The sequence below is a fragment of the Trichocoleus desertorum ATA4-8-CV12 genome, assembly GCA_019358975.1.
GTDB lineage: Bacteria > Cyanobacteriota > Cyanobacteriia > FACHB-46 > FACHB-46 > Trichocoleus > Trichocoleus desertorum_A.
This window is the reverse complement of the sequence record JAHHIL010000041.1, coordinates 1-17,568: the sequence shown is the minus strand read 5'-3', so window position 1 is coordinate 17,568 and position 17,568 is coordinate 1. Positions and strand designations below refer to the sequence as shown.

Annotated in this window: 13 protein-coding genes and 1 pseudogene; 10 read left to right on the top strand and 4 right to left on the bottom strand. The window is 50.9% G+C overall.

The window, feature by feature from the left end; all coding sequences use genetic code 11:
- The first annotated feature begins 453 nt into the window (after window positions 1–453).
- Together KME12_21050 and KME12_21045 are read left to right on the top strand one after the other, a co-directional pair.
- Complete coding sequence (locus KME12_21050; protein ID MBW4490275.1) at window positions 454–4,440, top strand: magnesium chelatase subunit H; 3,987 nt, start codon at window positions 454–456, stop codon at window positions 4,438–4,440.
- A 144-nt stretch (window positions 4,441–4,584) separates the two neighbouring features.
- A complete protein-coding gene (locus KME12_21045) occupies window positions 4,585–5,160 on the top strand; it encodes a Uma2 family endonuclease (protein MBW4490274.1) in 576 nt (191 codons plus the stop codon).
- A 97-nt stretch (window positions 5,161–5,257) separates the two neighbouring features.
- Here KME12_21045 and KME12_21040 read toward each other — a convergent pair whose 3' ends face one another.
- On the bottom strand, window positions 5,258–6,241 hold the full coding sequence (locus tag KME12_21040) for an AraC family transcriptional regulator (protein ID MBW4490273.1): 984 nt from the start codon (window positions 6,239–6,241) through the stop codon (window positions 5,258–5,260).
- A 360-nt stretch (window positions 6,242–6,601) separates the two neighbouring features.
- Between KME12_21040 and KME12_21035 the strand changes: the two genes are divergently transcribed.
- From KME12_21035 to KME12_21005, 7 genes and pseudogenes are all read left to right on the top strand, one after another.
- A complete protein-coding gene (locus tag KME12_21035) occupies window positions 6,602–7,099 on the top strand; it encodes a cupin domain-containing protein (protein ID MBW4490272.1) in 498 nt (165 codons plus the stop codon).
- 218 nt (window positions 7,100–7,317) lie between these two features.
- Window positions 7,318–8,376 (top strand): alpha/beta hydrolase, encoded by a 1,059-nt coding sequence (locus tag KME12_21030; protein ID MBW4490271.1) that lies wholly within the window; start codon window positions 7,318–7,320, stop codon window positions 8,374–8,376.
- 33 nt (window positions 8,377–8,409) lie between these two features.
- Window positions 8,410–9,186: an SDR family oxidoreductase gene (locus KME12_21025; GenBank protein ID MBW4490270.1), complete on the top strand. Its 777-nt coding sequence runs from the start codon at window positions 8,410–8,412 to the stop codon at window positions 9,184–9,186.
- 122 nt (window positions 9,187–9,308) lie between these two features.
- Complete coding sequence (locus KME12_21020) at window positions 9,309–10,052, top strand: SDR family oxidoreductase (protein MBW4490269.1); 744 nt, start codon at window positions 9,309–9,311, stop codon at window positions 10,050–10,052.
- Between the two features lie 88 nt (window positions 10,053–10,140).
- A complete protein-coding gene (locus KME12_21015; GenBank protein MBW4490268.1) occupies window positions 10,141–10,272 on the top strand; it encodes a DUF1211 domain-containing protein in 132 nt (43 codons plus the stop codon).
- 18 nt (window positions 10,273–10,290) lie between these two features.
- Complete coding sequence (locus KME12_21010; GenBank protein ID MBW4490267.1) at window positions 10,291–10,668, top strand: DUF1211 domain-containing protein; 378 nt, start codon at window positions 10,291–10,293, stop codon at window positions 10,666–10,668.
- Window positions 10,669–10,845: 177 nt separating this feature from the next.
- Window positions 10,846–11,839, top strand: a pseudogene (locus tag KME12_21005) (aldo/keto reductase).
- A 32-nt stretch (window positions 11,840–11,871) separates the two neighbouring features.
- Here KME12_21005 and KME12_21000 read toward each other — a convergent pair.
- The 3 genes from KME12_21000 to pruA all read right to left on the bottom strand — a co-directional run bounded on the left by KME12_21000 (window position 11,872) and on the right by pruA (window position 16,356).
- A complete protein-coding gene (locus KME12_21000; GenBank protein MBW4490266.1) occupies window positions 11,872–12,798 on the bottom strand; it encodes a cobalamin-binding protein in 927 nt (308 codons plus the stop codon).
- A gap of 63 nt (window positions 12,799–12,861) precedes the next feature.
- Window positions 12,862–13,311 carry a GNAT family N-acetyltransferase gene (locus KME12_20995; GenBank protein MBW4490265.1) on the bottom strand — a complete coding sequence of 150 codons (450 nt, stop codon included), beginning with the start codon at window positions 13,309–13,311 and terminating at the stop codon, window positions 12,862–12,864.
- Between the two features lie 30 nt (window positions 13,312–13,341).
- Entirely contained in the window at window positions 13,342–16,356 is a 3,015-nt protein-coding gene (gene pruA, locus KME12_20990) for an L-glutamate gamma-semialdehyde dehydrogenase (protein ID MBW4490264.1), read from the bottom strand.
- Window positions 16,357–16,582: 226 nt separating this feature from the next.
- Between pruA and KME12_20985 the strand changes: the two genes are divergently transcribed.
- Window positions 16,583–17,290, top strand: coding sequence for a Fe-S cluster assembly protein HesB (locus KME12_20985; protein ID MBW4490263.1), 708 nt, complete (start codon window positions 16,583–16,585; stop codon window positions 17,288–17,290).
- Window positions 17,291–17,568: the final 278 nt, after the last annotated feature.

Genomic DNA, 17,568 nt, shown 5'->3' with positions numbered 1-17,568 from the left:
TTGTCAGTCCAGGCGATGCAGCCAACTTGTCCCTTTGCCTGTTGAGGTTTTGCTACCCTACCTGAGTCTCTCAAGAAAATTTTATACAGAAAAGTTAAGAAATATTAAAAACATATGAGTGATTGCACTTGCTTATTGTAAATAAATGTAAAGAAATTTCTCAGTTTTTTTATCAAATTGTGTCAGTTAGCTGTCAAACTGCTCACTTGGCAAGGATTTTCTGGTAAAAACACTCATGGGCCACTAATTTGTCTCACCGTTCAAAACCTTGCTTCTATCCTAGCGTTGGGTTTTACAAGACATGTCCAAGATGAGGCACCTTTGGTGAAACAAGCCCAAGTTGTCCCGTGAGTGGCTGAAAGGCGAATGGGTGGAAAGCTGGAGTCATATCCTTTCCCAGCCGATCCCGAGTGATGCCAATAAGAGAACACGTATAACAAGGAGCCCAACCGCATGTTCACCCACGTCAAGCCCACCGTTCGACACATTGCGCCTGACAACATCCAAGGGCGCTCTCTCATTAAGGTGGTCTATGTCGTGCTAGAGCCGCAGTATCAGAGTTCTCTCTCAGCAGCGGTTCGCTCTATTAACAAGAACAATCCCAATGTGGCGATCGAGATCAGCGGTTACTTGTTGGAAGAACTCCGCAGCCCTGAGAATCTTGAAGCGCTTGAGCAAGATGTCGCCAACGCCAATATTTTCATTGCGTCACTGATTTTTATTGAAGAGTTGGCAGAAAAAGTGGTTGCGGCAGTAGAACCGCACCGCGATCGCCTGGATGTGGCCGTGGTCTTCCCTTCCATGCCAGAAGTCATGCGCCTGAACAAAATGGGCACCTTCTCAATGGCGCAGTTGGGCCAGTCAAAGAGCGCGATCGCCCAGTTCATGCGGAAGCGCAAAGAAAAAGCTGGTTCGGGTTTCCAAGACGGCATGTTAAAGCTGCTGCAAACCTTGCCCAAGGTGCTAAAGTACCTGCCAATGGACAAGGCGCAGGATGCCCGCAACTTCATGCTCAGCTTCCAATACTGGCTCGGCGGCTCTCAGGAAAACCTAGAAAACTTCCTGCTGATGCTGAGCGATAAATACGTCGCCAAGGGAGTGGGTCAGCAGAGCTTCGCGCCTTTGCAATACCGCGATCCTGTCACCTACCCTGATATGGGCATCTGGCATCCCCTCGCCCCTGCCATGTACGAGGATGTCAAAGAATACTTCAACTGGTACAACAACCGCACCGACATTTCTGCCGACCTCAAAGATCCGTTGGCTCCTTGTGTGGGTTTGGTGCTGCAACGGACACACCTAGTCACAGGTGACGATGCTCACTATGTGGCAATGGTGCAAGAACTGGAGTGCATGGGCGCACGGGTTATTCCCGTCTTTGCAGGCGGTCTGGATTTCTCCAAGCCCATTGATGCCTACTTCCAAGACCCGATCGCCAAAACCACGATCGTTGATACTGTCGTTTCTTTAACTGGATTTGCTCTAGTAGGTGGCCCCGCACGGCAAGATCATCCCAAAGCGATCGAGTCTTTGAAACGCTTGAACCGTCCCTACATGGTGGCGTTGCCGCTGGTCTTCCAAACGACAGAAGAATGGCAAGATAGCGACCTCGGTCTGCACCCGATCCAAGTGGCATTGCAAATTGCGATCCCGGAACTCGATGGCGCGATCGAGCCGATTATTCTCTCTGGTCGGGATGGTGCTACGGGTAAAGCGATCGCTCTGCAAGACCGAATTGAAGCAGTGGCTCAACGGGCGATGAAGTGGGCCAGCCTCCGCCGCAAACCCAAAGTAGACAAGAAACTAGCAATCACCGTTTTCAGCTTCCCACCGGACAAAGGTAACGTCGGCACTGCTGCTTACCTGGATGTCTTTGGCTCCATCTACAAAGTGCTGGAAGCCATGAAGCAAAATGGTTACGACGTACCGGAATTACCTGAGTCTCCAGAAGCACTGATGCTAGAGGTGATTCATGATGCTCAAGCTCAGTACAACAGCCCCGAACTCAACATCGCCTACAAGATGTCGGTGCCTGAGTACGAGGAGCTAACACCTTACCATGAGCGCCTACATGAGTCTTGGGGACCTGCACCCGGACACCTCAACACCGATGGTCAAAACCTGCTGATCTACGGCAAGCACTTTGGCAATGTGTTTATTGGGGTGCAGCCTACCTTTGGCTACGAAGGTGATCCGATGCGGTTGCTGTTCTCCCGCTCGGCTAGCCCTCACCACGGCTTTGCTGCCTACTACACCTACCTGGAGCAGATCTGGAAAGCCGATGCAGTGCTACACTTTGGTACCCACGGCTCCTTGGAGTTCATGCCCGGTAAGCAAATGGGGATGTCGGGTGAGTGCTACCCCGATAACTTGATCGGTAACATCCCCAACCTCTACTACTACGCCGCTAACAATCCTTCAGAAGCTACGATCGCCAAGCGCCGCTCTTACGCTGAAACGATCTCTTACCTCACACCTCCTGCCGAAAATGCGGGCCTCTACAAAGGGTTAAAAGAGCTAAGCGAACTAATTGCTTCTTACCAAACCCTGAAAGATAGCGGTCGCGGCGTCCCCATCGTCAACACGATTATGGACAAGTGCCGGATCGTCAACTTGGACAAAGATATTGCCCTGCCCGATCAAGATGCCAAAGATATGACGGCAGAAGAGCGGGACAATATTGTAGGCATGGTCTACCGCAAGTTGATGGAGATCGAATCGCGCTTGCTGCCCTGTGGCCTGCATGTGATTGGCAAACCACCCACTGCTGAAGAAGCGATCGCGACTCTGGTCAATATTGGGGGACTCGATCGCCCTGAAGAAGAAGTCAAGAGCTTACTGCGGATTATTGCTGAGAGCATTGGTCGCGACATTGACGACATCTACAAGAACAGCGATCGCGGTATGCTCGAAGATGTCCAACTGTTGCAAGACATCACCCTGGCCTGCCGTGCTGCTGTCGCTGCCTTGGTGAAAGAGCAAACTGATGCCGATGGTCGAGTCTCCAAAGTCTCGGTGCTCAACTTCTTCAACATGGGTCGCAAAGAACCCTGGATTGAAGCCTTGCAGCAAGCGGGCTATCCCAAAGTCAACACTGACGACATCAAGCCCCTGTTTGAGTACCTAGAATTCTGCCTCAAGCAAATCGTGGCAGATAACGAACTCGGTGCTTTGCTCAAAGCCCTCGAAGGTGAATACGTCCTTCCTGGCCCCGGTGGTGATCCCATTCGCAACCCGGATGTGCTGCCCACAGGTAAAAACATTCACGCCCTTGACCCTCAATCGATTCCCACGACAGCAGCAGTACAAGCCGCTCAAATCGTGGTCGATCGTCTCTTGGCTCGGCAAAGAGCAGAAAACAACGGTCAATGGCCCGAAACCGTTTCCTTCGTCCTCTGGGGGACAGACAACATCAAGACCTACGGTGAATCCTTAGCGCAGGTAATGCTGTTGGTAGGGGTACGGCCTGTCGCTGATGCTCTGGGACGGGTCAACAAGCTGGAGATGATCCCCCTAGAAGAACTCGGTCGGCCTCGCGTGGATGTGGTCGTGAATTGCTCCGGGGTGTTCCGTGACTTGTTCATCAACCAAATGAACCTGCTCGATCGCGCCATTAAGATGGCTGCTGAAGCGGATGAACCTTTAGAGATGAACTTTGTCCGCAAGCACGCAATGAAGCAAGCCGAAGACATGGGCATCAACCTGCGGCAAGCAGCGACTCGCGTGTTCTCAAATGCTTCTGGTTCTTACGCGGCCAATGTCAACCTGGCTGTGGAGAACAGCACTTGGGAAGCTGAATCCGAACTCCAAGACATGTACTTGGCCCGCAAGTCTTTTGCCTTCAACTCCGATAACCCGGGGATGATGGAGCAAGACCGCAGTTTGTTTGAGTCAGCCTTGAAGACGGTGGATGTCACCTTCCAAAACCTGGACTCCTCTGAGATCTCTCTCACAGATGTGTCCCACTACTTTGACTCCGATCCCACCAAAGTTGTGGCGCGGCTCCGGGGCGATGGCACAGCTCCTGCTTCCTTCATTGCAGATACCACAACTGCTAACGCTCAAGTGCGAACCCTCTCGGAAACCGTGCGTCTGGATGCTCGCACTAAGATGCTGAACCCCAAGTGGTACGAAGGGATGCTCAGCCACGGCTACGAAGGCGTGCGGGAACTCTCCAAGCGTTTGGTAAACACGATGGGTTGGTCGGCGACCGCTGGTGCAGTGGACAACTGGATCTACGAAGATACCAATGCCACATTTATCCAAGACGAAGAAATGCGGAAGCGGTTGCTGAACCTCAATCCCCACTCGTTCCGCAAGATGGTTTCCACACTGCTAGAAGTCAACGGTCGCGGCTACTGGGAAACCAGCGAAGAAAACCTCGATATGCTCCGCGAACTGTATCAGGAAGTGGAAGACCGTATTGAAGGGGTTGAATAGTCAGGCGAGCTGTTAATTTTTTAGTCTGCTTAAACAGTTAGCGCCAGTGAGTTAGTTAATCTGCTGAGGGGAGGCATATTTGAGCCTCCCTTTTTGCTTGCGTTAAATTAAAGGCATCTGTTTGTGGAGTGCTGCGATCGCGCCATGACTAGCTTTACGGTTGACTTCAATTCGGTAATTGACCTAACCGACGAGCAATTCTATCAGCTCTGTCAGAAAAATCGTGATTTGAAATTTGAACGCTCTGCGACGGGAGAACTGATCATCATGGCACCCACGGGAGGAGATACGGGAAGAAGCAACTTTGAAATTTCGGTTGAGTTGGGCATCTGGAACCGCCAAGCGAAATTAGGAGTTGCTTTTGATTCTTCCACAGGCTTTAAGCTGCCTAACGGTGCCAATCGTTCTCCCGATGTCGCTTGGATTCAGCAGGCACGATGGAATGCTCTTACAGCTGAGCAAAAAGCAGGATTTATTCCTCTCTGTCCAGACTTTGTGATTGAGTTGGTATCGCCCAGCGATCGCTTGACCACAGTACAAGAAAAAATGCAGGAATATCGTGAGAATGGAGTACAGCTGGGTTGGTTGCTCGATCGCAGTTCTCAACAAGTAGAAATTTACCGTCGCGATCGCGATGTGGAGATTCTAGAATCACCTCTAACGCTTTCAGGGGAAGGGATACTGCCTAGGTTTGTGCTCAGTCTTGATTCTGTTTGGTAAAAGAGCGATCGCTCTCAACACGCCAATTGCTGGGATATCCTCTCTTGGACGACAGTGTTTTAACGGTTTCTGGCAAGATTAGGGCATGTTGAGGAGATCAGATTAAACTAGCAGTCTCCCTAACCGCTTCTCGCAGCCGCTCCACATCGCGCATCGGGGGTGCGCCAAAGAGCCGCTTGTACTCTCGGTTAAAGTGTGAGGCATCGTCATAACCTACACGATAAGCCGCACTGGTCGCATCCAGGTTTTGCCCCAACATCAGACGGCGAGCCTCTTGAAGCCGCAGTTGTTTCTGAAACTGCAAGGGACTCATGGCCGTGACCGACTTGAAGTGGTGGTGAAAGCCCGAGACACTCATGCCCAGCTCTCGGGCGACATCTTCAATCCGAAGCGGCTGGTTAAAGTCTTGACGCAGTCGATCGACGGCTCTGGCGATGTGGTGGGTGTAGCCACCGAGAACGGCAATCTGACGCAGCCGCACTCCTTGCTCTCCCATCAGGAGCCGATAAATAATCTCCCGCTTAATGAGTGGTGCCAGGACATGTGCTTCAGCAGGGGAATTTACTAACCTGACAAGCCGCACCACAGCATCCAACAGGTCTGCATCCAATAGACTCACATCAATCGCTTTCACACTGGCACCGCGTTGTGCTGAGGGATAGCCTGCCTCAACCATGGCTGAACCCACGAGAGTAGGGTCGAGATCGAGCCGAAGTCCCAGGTACGGTCTTTCCTGGGTTGCTTCTAGGATTCGGCTGGCAATCGGCAGTTCGACCGTCCCCAGCAAATAATGCATTGGGTCGTACTGATAGCGATCGCCCCCCAGTAGTACTTCTTTGCTGCCCTGAGCAATCACACAAAAGGCAGGAATCGAGACACTATGGATGCATTCCGAAGGAGAGGAGATGCGATAAAAGTGCAATCCTTTCAGTGGCTCGATCGTTCCATCCTGACGGATTGCTTGGGCAATTCGCTCCGTTAGTTCCTCTCGGTTGGCTCGCGCTCTGTCTGCTTCGCGCTTTGCCTGTGGGTCATTCATCAACGCTCCACCGGACTTTTCACTCATTCTTGTAGCGTTCATTTCTTATGCCCGTTCAAATTGATTTATGGACACATCAAGGTCTAGAAAGGATTTGGTAGCTAAGCCTGCATAAGAATCTAGCGTGACTTGGATCGAAGCTGGTGCAAGTTTGCAGGATTGTACAACCATCCTAGACAATCATCCTATTGCTTGCCTTTCAGGGTTCCTAGAATGAGGTTAAAGCAATGAAGCGTGACTCCGGCTGCTTGTAAGCGTCTGGATTTTTCTTCAAGAGAACATTCAAGTTTGTTTGGTTAAGCGCTTCTCAGGATTGCACGAGAAGCATCATTAAATCCACGGCAGGCATCCGTCGCTGTGGGAAAGCTCTGCACGGCTAAACACAAACATGGAGAAACGAAAATGAAACGGCTCGCAATACCTGTCATGACATTATTTGCTTTGGGGTTTGCACAGGCAGGACATACACAAGTCTCATCTAGCGATCTCACACAGACTGTAGAAATCACGCGGAGTGGTGCACAGCCTTCCACCGCAGGATCAGCCGACTATTTCACAGGTCCTGTACGCATCAACCCTCTTTTTCCGGTGCACGATCCGTCACGCACATCTGGTGCAAGTGTCGCCTTTGAGCCTGGTGCCCGAACTGCATGGCATACACATCCGCTGGGGCAGACCCTGCTTGTGACGGCTGGAGTTGGCTGGGTTCAGCAATGGGGTGAACCAATCCAGGAAATCAGACCCGGTGATGTCGTCTGGATTCCACCGGACGTAAAGCACTGGCACGGAGCCACAGCTGCCACAGCCATGACTCATATTGCCATTCACGAGGCGCTCAACGGCAGCCCTGTGGACTGGATGGAACAGGTCAGCGACGAGCAGTATGAGGGGAGATCCTGAGGCTTTTGAGATACCTTCCTGCTATCGGAAAAATTGACGGTGACATCGAGGCATTGAAAGTACCTGGTTCTGTAGAAGTGACGATCGAGTTGCAATCGCAATAAAGCGGCCACAGCAAGGAAGCGGCTTGCGACGATTGAACCGAAGTGAACCCATCAGACAAACCCACATTTACAAAGAAATCCATGAAATACCGTGTTTTAATACCAACTCTCTTGATGAGTGCGATCTGTACAACAGCAGCATTTGCGATCGACCAAACACGCGCCTCGCGTCAAATCTCCCAAACACCCGTACAGCAGCCTGCTGTGGTCGAGGGGGCAGAAAACTTCTACAAGAGCGGCCAAGTAACGATGCAAAGAGTGACGTTCAGAAACCAATACAACATGCAGGTTGTTGGGAATCTCTTCATTCCTAAAGACTTGGATCAGAACACCAATCATCCGGCAATCATTGTCGGGCACCCAATGGGCGCAGTCAAAGAACAGAGCGCCAATCTGTATGCCCAAAAGCTGTCTGAGCAAGGATTCATCACCTTGTCCCTTGATTTATCCTTCTGGGGCGAGAGTGAAGGGCAGCCTCGCAACGTTGTTACGCCGGATATTTATGCTGAGGATTTTAGTGCTGCGGTCGATTTTCTGGGCACTCAGTCATTTGTTGATAGAAACCGGATTGGCGTTCTTGGGATTTGCGGCAGCGGCAGCTTCGTCATCAGCGCTGCCAAGATCGACTCGCGCATGAAGGCGATCGCGACGGTCAGTATGTATGACATGGGTGCAGCCAGCCGTAACGGGCTGAGACGTTCTACAACCCTCGAACATAGGAAGCAAGCGATCGCACAGGCGGCTGAGCAACGCTATGTGGAGTTCACGGGCGGCGAAACCCAATACACAGGCGGAACCGTGCATGAACTGAATGAGAACTCCACCGCGATTGAGCGTGAGTTTTATGACTTCTACCGCACTGCCAGGGGCGAATACACCCCCAAAAGTTCGTCACCGCAACTGACAACCCATCCGACACTGACCAGCAACGTCAAATTCCTGAACTTCTACCCGTTCAATGACATTGAGACCATTTCGCCCCGTCCCATGCTGTTCATCACAGGTGATAACGCCCATTCGAGGGAGTTCAGCGAAGATGCCTATCAACGCGCAGCCGAACCAAAGGAACTCTACATCGTTCCAAACGCGGGACATGTCGATTTGTACGATCGGGAGAACCTGATTCCTTGGGACAAGCTTGCGTCCTTTTTCAATCAACATCTCAGTCGGTAAGCAAGAAACTGTCGTTTTAATGCAGGAGAGAATATGCTATCTAACTCGAATGGAAGCTTCACAGGAAAAGTTGCGTTTGTGACTGGAGCAGCAAGCGGCATTGGTCGCGAGGCAGCGCTGACGTTTGCCCGTGAAGGCGCTAAGGTCGTAGCTGCTGACATTTCAGAACAGGGTAATCAAGAAACGGTACACCTGATTGAAGACCAGGGCGGACAGGCAATTGCTGTCAAGTGCGACGTAACGCGAAGCGAGGACATAAAGGCGGCTCTGGACAAGACCGTTGAGGCTTTTGGGCGATTGGACTTCGCCTTTAACAATGCGGGCATCGAGCCAAGAAATCCGGCTCCGACTGCGGAATACGAGGAAGAGGAGTGGAATCGGATCATCGACATCAACCTGCGCGGCGTTTTCCTGTGCATGAAGCACGAGATCCCACTGATCCTTAAACAGGGAGGCGGTGCGATCGTCAACACGTCGTCGGGAGCAGGAATCATCGGCATCAAGGGTAGTCCCGCGTACACTGCCGCGAAGCATGGTGTAATTGGTCTCACCAAGGCGGCAGCCCTCGACTACGCCGCACAGAACATCCACATCAACGCCGTCTGTCCCGGCTACATCGACACCCCAATGATGGGTCGCTTCACGGGCGGCACAGACGAAGGGCGATCGCAGGTGATTGCGGAGGAGCCGATTGGACGGATGGGCAAGCCTGAGGAGATCGCTGCGGCTGTCGTCTGGCTGTGCTCGGATGCGGCTGCCTTCATGGTTGGACACGCTATGGTCATCGACGGTGGTCAAACGGTGCAGTAATGGTCGGAGACAAAAGAACCGTTTTTGCTGATGCCACATCGAACCGTCGGTATGCCCTTATCCGCTGATTAGCAAGTCTACTCTTGCGGAACCCAGTAGTTAATAAAAAGAGAGGAAATAAGATGATTAAAGACAAAGTTACGATTATTACCGGCGCGTCATCAGGGATTGGTGAAGCAACTGCAAAATTGCTGGCAAGTAAAGGCGCGAAAGTTCTATTGGGTGCGCGACGCGAGGACAAATTAAAACAACTGGTTGATGAAATTCAAAGTGCTGGTGGACAAGCCGTCTATCAAGTGATGGATGTGGTTAACCCCTCGGATAACGCTGCGATCGTCAAGCTTGCCGAGGAAACCTTTGGAAGTGTCAATGTTATTTTCTTGAACGCTGGCATCATGCCAACTTCTCCACTTTCTGCATTGAAAGCTGATGAATGGAATCAAACGGTTGATATCAATATCAAGGGTGTCCTCAATGGTATCGCGGCTGTATTGCCAACGTTTGTCAGCCAAAAGTCTGGGCATGTGATCACCACTTCATCGGTTGCTGGATTAAAAGCGTATCCAGGAGGTGCAATCTATGGTGGAACGAAATGGTTTGTACGCGATTTCATGGAAGTTCTTCGCATGGAGTCTGCCCAAGAAGGGACTAACATTCGGACTGCGACCATTTACCCTGCTGCAATTAACACTGAGTTGTTAAATCAGATTACTGATCAGGATGCGGCTGAAAAAATGACCAAGTTGTATGAGCAACATGGCATCTCACCCGATCGAGTCGCTAATGTGGTGGCGTTTGCGATCGACCAGCCAGAAGACACAAACGTGAACGAATTTACGATCGGTCCAACCACGCAACCCTGGTAAGGATGGGCTGGCGGTTAGCCTGAGGGCGATCGCAGATCAATAGGGTGATCATGCAAAAGCACAAACTTGACAACTACTCGCAGAGGGGGTGAGTGTGGAGACCAACCGATTAGAGGCATTCAGCGACGGCGTATTCGCGATCGCCATCACCCTGCTAGTACTCGAAATCAAAGTGCCGCCAACTGATACAGCGATTGGGGCAGCACTCCTCCAAGTCTGACCATCTTACCTTGCCTACGTGGTCAGCTTTCTGGTGATCGGTGCCATCTGGATCAACCACCACGCCATGTTTCACCACATCGTTCGCGTAGATGGAACGCTGTTGCTGCTGAACGTCCTCCACCTGATGCTAATCGCATTCCTACCGTTCCCAACCGCCGTGCTCGCCGAAGCATTTCACCGGGGAACAGACGAGCCAATTGCTGCTGCCTTCTATGGTGGGATTTTGACCGTGATTGGTATCTTCGTCAACATTATGTGGCGGTATGCAACTCGTGGAGGGCAGTTGCTCAGTCCTCACACCACGCCAACAAAGATACGGAAGCTCAATCGGCAGTTCCTTGTTGGACCGATCGTTTATGCGATCGCCACCGGGATTGCGCTGGTCTTCCCCTAGCTGGCGGTGCTGATCTTCGTTCTCCTTAATCTCTTCTATCTGTGGCCTCGCTGGGGTCATAAGACCGCCCCGTCTCGCATTGATGACCTCACAGTAAGCAGCGATCGCGGCGAAAACGACTGATGACAACGAGATCGACAGCGAACAACATTAATTCCACATCAATGGAGAAAACTAATGCAAATACGCAAACTTGAAAATAGCAATCTGGAAGTCTCCGCGATCGGACTCGGCTGCATGGGCATGAGCTTTTCCTATGGTCTGCCTGCCGATAAGAGGAGATGATTTCATTGATCCGTTCAGCCGTTGATCGCGGCGTCACATTCTTCGATACTGCTGAGGTTTACGGTCCATTCACCAATGAAGAACTTGTGGGTGAAGCGATCGCCCCTTTGCGCGATCAAGTGGTAATTGCTACTAAGTTCGGGTTCAAACCTGCTTCCAACGACGAATCAAGATGGAGTGAGTTGGACAGCCGACCCGAACATATCAAGCAAGCGGTAGAAGGCTCGCTCAAGCGGCTCAAGGTCGAGGCGATCGACCTACTCTATCAGCACCGCGTTGACCCAAACGTGCCAATTGAAGACGTGGCAGGAGCCGTCAAGGAGTTAATTCAGGCAGGTAAGGTCAAGCACTTCAGCCTGTCCGAAGCAGGTGTGCAAACGATCCGTCGCGCCCACGCGGTTCAGCCAGTCACGGCTCTCCAGAGCGAATACTCGCTGTGGTGGAGAAAACCTGAAGCGGAAGTGATTCCGACCCTTGAGGAACTCGGCATCGGTTTCGTTCCCTATAGTCCGTTGGGTAAGGGTTTCCTCACGGGCAAGATGGACGAAAACACGACCTTTGGCAGCTCCGACTTCCGCAGCACTCTGCCTCGCTTCACACCGGAGGCTCTCAAGGCAAATCAAGCCCTGATTGATCTGCTCAGCAAGATTGCAGAACAGAAGCAGGCGACACCCGCCAGATCGCCCTTGCTTGGCTACTAGCCCAGAAGGCGTGGATCGTCCCGATTCCCGGCACCACGAAGCTGCATCGCCTGGAAGAAAACATCGGGGCAGTTTCAGTCGAACTCACGTCCGACGATTTGCGTGAGATCGAAAGTGCCGCCTCCCAAATTACCGTGCAAGGAGCCAGGTACCCCGAAAAGCTGGAGCAAATGACGGGTCGCTAAGCAGCAATTGCATGATGCTACTGCACGTGTTTTCAAGCTGTCCCCAACCTTTTTGCGCTCTCCTCATAGCCAAAATCAAATAAATGAGGATGTAAAATCTCGGCTAGGATTTCTAAGGAATCTACGAGTCGAGGGCCAGGACGGTTGAAATATTGATTGCCATCTGTAATATAAACATTGCCTGCTTGCACCGCTCGCAACGTTGACCATTCAGGATGTTTAGCTAAAGCGATCGCATCTTGATGAGTGCGTTCCAGGTCATAACCACAGGGCATCAAAATTATCACATCAGGGTCGGCAGTTACTAAGGCATCCCATTGCAACCAGGGCGAGTGCTGACCAACGATGCCAAATAAGGATTGGCCTCCGGCTAACTCAACTAACTCAGGTATCCAATTGCCTGCGGCCATCAACGGTTCGGCCCATTCAATACAAACCACCGTGGGGCGATCGCTAAGAGTTTTGGTTTTGGTTGCACAAGCTTCCACTCTTGCTTGTAGGTGGCTTAAGCTAGGTTGACTTTCGAGCCCCAAAGCGATCGCCACTCGTTCAATGTCATCCCAAACATCGTTTAGCGTATTGGGTTGTAGCGAGATAATTTGCGGTTGAGTCTGGGTAAGTGTAGCCACGGCTTGCTCAACATCAGCTAGATTGACAGCACAAACTTCACATTGAGCTTGGGTCAGAATGTGAGTCGGCTTTAACTGCTCTAAAACTTCAGTTTTAACTCGATAAACGCTGAGCGCGGATTGGAGCAAGTCAGTCACGCGATCGTGAATTTCTGCACTCGTACCTACCGGGTTAAATTTAGGTTCTGTGCAAACTGGACGGGTTTGAATCTCTACCGGATAATCACATTCGTGCGATCGCCCGACAATTTGATTGAGCAGACCTAACTGGGCCAGAATCTCAGTGGCACTAGGAATTAAAGAGACAATTCTTAGCTCTGGATTAACCATCAATATTGCTTCCCAAAAACCTATGGCTCATGTTGGTATGTTAGCGATCGCCCGTAACTGAAATTATTCTTGGAATTCACGCAACTGTTTTTGCATCTTGACATGCAGAATGCCTGCTTCGTCAAACACATCTCCAACTTGAACAAAGCCAAGTTTTTGGTACAAGTCTTTGATATACAGTTGAGCATGCAATTGCACTGTTTTGACTTGAGATTGAGTTAGAAACTCAAGTGCAGCCTCCATAATTTGACGACCAATTCCTTGGTTGCGAAATTCTGGTAAAACAGCAAGCCGCTCGATCTTAACGGTTTGCTCATTTAAGTGCCGCAGCCGCGTTGTACCCACAGCGTGGCCATTAATAGAAGCTAGAATGTGTTGACTCTCCGCATCTAGTCCATCAAAATCTAGCGCTGGAGTAACACCTTGCTCGACTTGAAAAACTAAGTGTCGAATGGTTTGAATCAACGTTTTAGCTTCGGTATAGGCCACAACTACCAGCTTTAAGTTCGCCATTAGCCGTCACTCCGCATCCTCGAATTGCAATTAGTCCACGCCTTCGAGTGGGGCAAAGCCTTGCCGCTGGATATTCTCTGTGACCGCATAGGGTTCTAAAAATTGCAGTAGATAATCGGGGCCACCTGCTTTGGAGCCAACCCCAGAGAGCTTGAAGCCGCCGAAAGGTTGCCGGGCTACGATCGCGCCTGTAATGCCTCGATTGATGTACAAATTGCCCACTTCAAACTCGGTCTGAGCTTGCTGGATGTGAGAGGGAGTGCGAGAGTAAAGACCACCTGTAAGCGCAAACTGCGTACCATTGGCGATCGCCACAGCTTCAGCAAAATTCTGCGCCCGAATCACCGATAAAACTGGCCCAAAAATTTCTTCCTGGGCGATCGCGGCGGTAGGAGCGACTTCGCTAAAAACCACAGGCCCCACAAAATATCCTGTGTCTGGAGTTGGCATTTCTAAAGCAACTTGGGCTTCAGATTTGCCTTGTTCGATATAACTCTTGATGCGATCGCGGGCCATAGCATCAATGACAGGCCCAACTTGAGTACTAGGATGAGCCGCATCCCCCACATTCAGCGATCGCGTTGCTTCTACTAGTCGAGCCACAAACCCTTCGTAGATTGGCTCCATCACAATGACTCGTGAGCAAGCAGAGCATTTTTGACCGCTATAGCCAAAGGCTGACTGCACCACACCTTGCACCGCTTGGTCCAAATCAGCGCTTTCATCAATAATGATGGCGTTTTTGCCACCCATTTCAGCAACTACCCGTTTGAGGTGTCTTTGTCCTGGTTGCAAAATGGCAGCATCCGCATAAATGCGGCAACCCACCTCTTGAGATCCGGTAAACGTAATCATGTGGACATCCGGGTGTTTCACCATATAAGCGCCAGCGGTTGATCCTTTGGCTGGCACATACTGAAAAACGCCTTTGGGAATGCCCGCCTCCACCAAGATTTCGGTCAGTTTAGCAATAATCACCGAGGAAACTTCGGCAGGTTTGAGTAGGGTGCAGTTACCTGCTACTAATGCTGCCACAGCCATCCCGGTCGGAATTGCCAAAGGGAAATTCCAAGGGGAAATCACTAGCACAATACCTCTGGGTCGGTAGTGGTAGCGATTGGTTTCACCCGCTAAATCGTAACTATGCCCTGGCTCCAGCCGCTCCATCTCATCAGCGTAATAGCGGCAGAAATCGATCGCCTCGGAGACTTCGCCATCTGCTTCCCGCAAGGGTTTGCCAACTTCCAGCACAATCCAAGCAGCTAGCTCAGCGCGTCGTTGGTTGAGCAAATCAGCAGCTTTGCGGAGAATATTCGCTCGTTGCTCAGCAGGGGTGCGTTGCCAAGCTGGGAATGCTGCCTTGGCCGCTGCGATCGCCTCATCTGCTTGAACCTGACTCATCAAACCAATGCGGCCAATCACTTCTGTGGGATTAGAAGGATTAACAGAATCTACCTGAGCTTCTGTCTGCTGATATTCGCCGTTAATCAGTGGCCAGTAAGCTTTGCCTAACTGCTGCTGCACCGTGGCGATCGCCTTTAGAGCAGGTTGCCGTTGGGCTAAATCAGCATAGTCGGTGTCAGGAACATTCTGAAAATGAGCCTGATGAGTAGAAACCGGAAGTGAAGCGGTGTCTGCTTGATCCGCTGACGTCACTTGTGGAGGTGCCAAAAGTTCTGCGATCGGTCGCTCTTCGAGATTTTGGCGCAGGAAAGAACTGTTGGCGGTGTTTTCCAGCAGACGACGAATCAGGTAAGCCATCCCTGGAATCAAGTCACCATAAGGACAATAAACTCGTACTCGATATCCCTGCTCAACCAGAGCTTTGGCAAATTTATCTGCCATGCCGTAGAGCACCTGCAACTCAATCCGCCGCCGAGGAATCTTGAGAGTTTGGGCGATCGCGATCGCATAAGCCTGCGATCGGACGTTGTGGCTCCCGATCGCCGCATAGAGATATTCGTGGTTTTCTAGCAAGATGCGTGTCAGGGCCTCAAAGTTAGCATCCGTGGAAGATTTATCCCGATAAACAGGTTCTGGCCAATCTTTTTGCGCGGCCTTGATAATCTCTTGGTCCCAATAAGCACCTTTGACCAAGCGCACAGTAACGGGATAGCCACGTTCCTTGGCCCAAGCCACTAAACCTTGTAAATCTTGTTCACTATCTCGTAAGTAAGCTTGCAAAGTTATGCCAATATCGGTACGACTGCGAAACTCCTCTTCCATCAAGATTTGCTTGAGAATCGCTAGGGTCAAATCTTTGTAAACATACTGCTCCATATCAAAGTGAACCGCAGCCCCAAGCTCCTTGGCTCGTCGTAAAAGAGTCCGGATGCGATCGCTCACTTTGGCTTCGCTGCCTTGATCATCCAACGGATCGAATTGGGAATAAAACGCGGTCAGCTTGACCGAAACCTGAACTTTCTCAAGTTCCTCCCCCTCTGATTGGTCGATTGCTTCAACCTTTGACCAAGTTTTGGCAGCATTGGTCAACTGGGTAATCAAGTCTAAATAGCGATCTAAATAGGATTGTGCTTCTACTTCTGTGATCACCGCTTCACCGAGCAAGTCAACGGTAAAGGCCATCTTGTCTTTCCGCAGTCGTTCGATCGTTTTTAAGACTTGCTTGACGCTTTCCCCAGCAATGTATTTATGCGCCAGAGTTTCTACCGCAGTTGAAACGGTTGTAGCTGCAACTTGTCCTGGCAGCGAATCTGGACTGGCAAAGTTGAGCAAGCCTTTAAGCGCTACTGGTAACTCCACACTGGAGTCTCCTAAATACTCTTGTAAATGTCGAGCAATCTCAGTTTTGCTACGCAGGGATGGTAAGCAGTCAATGAAGCGAAAGAGCTGTACCCGCAACCCAGGATTACTCATAGCCCAAGCCAGCAACTTGTCATCCCAGCGCATTTGGTCGCGCATTTGAGCAAAAAAGGAGCGACTTTCTCGCGAGGCTGTCAACAGTTGTTGGGCGATCGCTTGAGTCAGTTGTTCTAATGCTTGAACTTGAATTTCGTCGGCTCGACTGGAGATGTGGACAACCATAGATACAAGGCTCCCATTTGCCAAAAAGCTGCGGGTACGATCTCTCTACTTCCTATTGTGAGCGCTGAAATGCAAATGCGCTGGAAGCTTCGTTGTTACTCTAGGACTAGTTGGCTCACCAGCCTGTGCTCTACTTAGCAAACCGCTGACAGAGCCGCTAGTCACAAAGCTGCATTAGTTAAAAGTTGTTCTCGATCTGTGTCGTGACATTGAGGAATTTAAAACTTTGCGATCGCCCGCCGTCTCTAAAGAGTTACAGCAAAAAGTCCTGTTAATTCACGATCGCCTATGCTCACAGTACGGTTGCCCCATTCCGTTCTTTCACGATCTAGACCCCCTCAGTGAGTTGGTTTCAGCGCTGCTGTCTCACCGGACTCGTAACGCAGATTCCGCCTGCGCCTTTAAACAGTTGGTCTCCCACTTTCCGGAGTGGTCAGCCGTTCGAGATGCCCCAATTCAGGAAATGCAAACCGCGATCGCACCTTGTACCTGGCCTGAACAAAAAGCCCCTCGCATTCAGCAGATACTGCGTTTAATCAGCGATCGTCACAATGGCGAGCTATCCCTAGACTTTCTAGCAGAATTACCAGTCACCCAAGCAAGGGCATGGCTAGAGTCGCTACCTGGTGTAGGCCCTAAAACAAGCGCAGCCGTGTTGTTATTTAGTCGGTTGCGTCGCCCCGCTTTACCCGTAGATAGCCACCATCATCGAGTAGCCGTGCGCCTAGGTTTGATTCCAACTAATACTGCCGTGGGGCCAGCGCATGCTCTCCTAGAAGCCCAGCTTCCTCCCGATTGGAACGCTCAGCAAGTCTACGACAATCACGAAGTTCTAATGCTGCACGGTCAGCGCTGCTGCTACTACCGGAATCCTGCTTGCGATCGCTGCCCAGTCTTAGACCTCTGCTCCTTTGGTCAAGCCAGAAATCATTAGAACCTATATCAATACATCCAAGCAGAAACTGAAACCAAGCAGCTATCGTTCAAGTGCCTACAAAGATTTTTTAGTTTCGAGCTGTGGGCGATCGCCATCAAACACTCCCAAAAACCTCCAAACCCTCTCGAAGCATAGCTTTCAAATTTTCTCAAAACTTTCTTCTGAGGGGGTTGACACCTTCGATATAGATTCGTTATATTGGCTAAGCGGTCGAGGGAAACGGGACGCGAAAGCGCACCGAATCAGTCGGCCCCCGCACCTAGAAAAAAGAATAG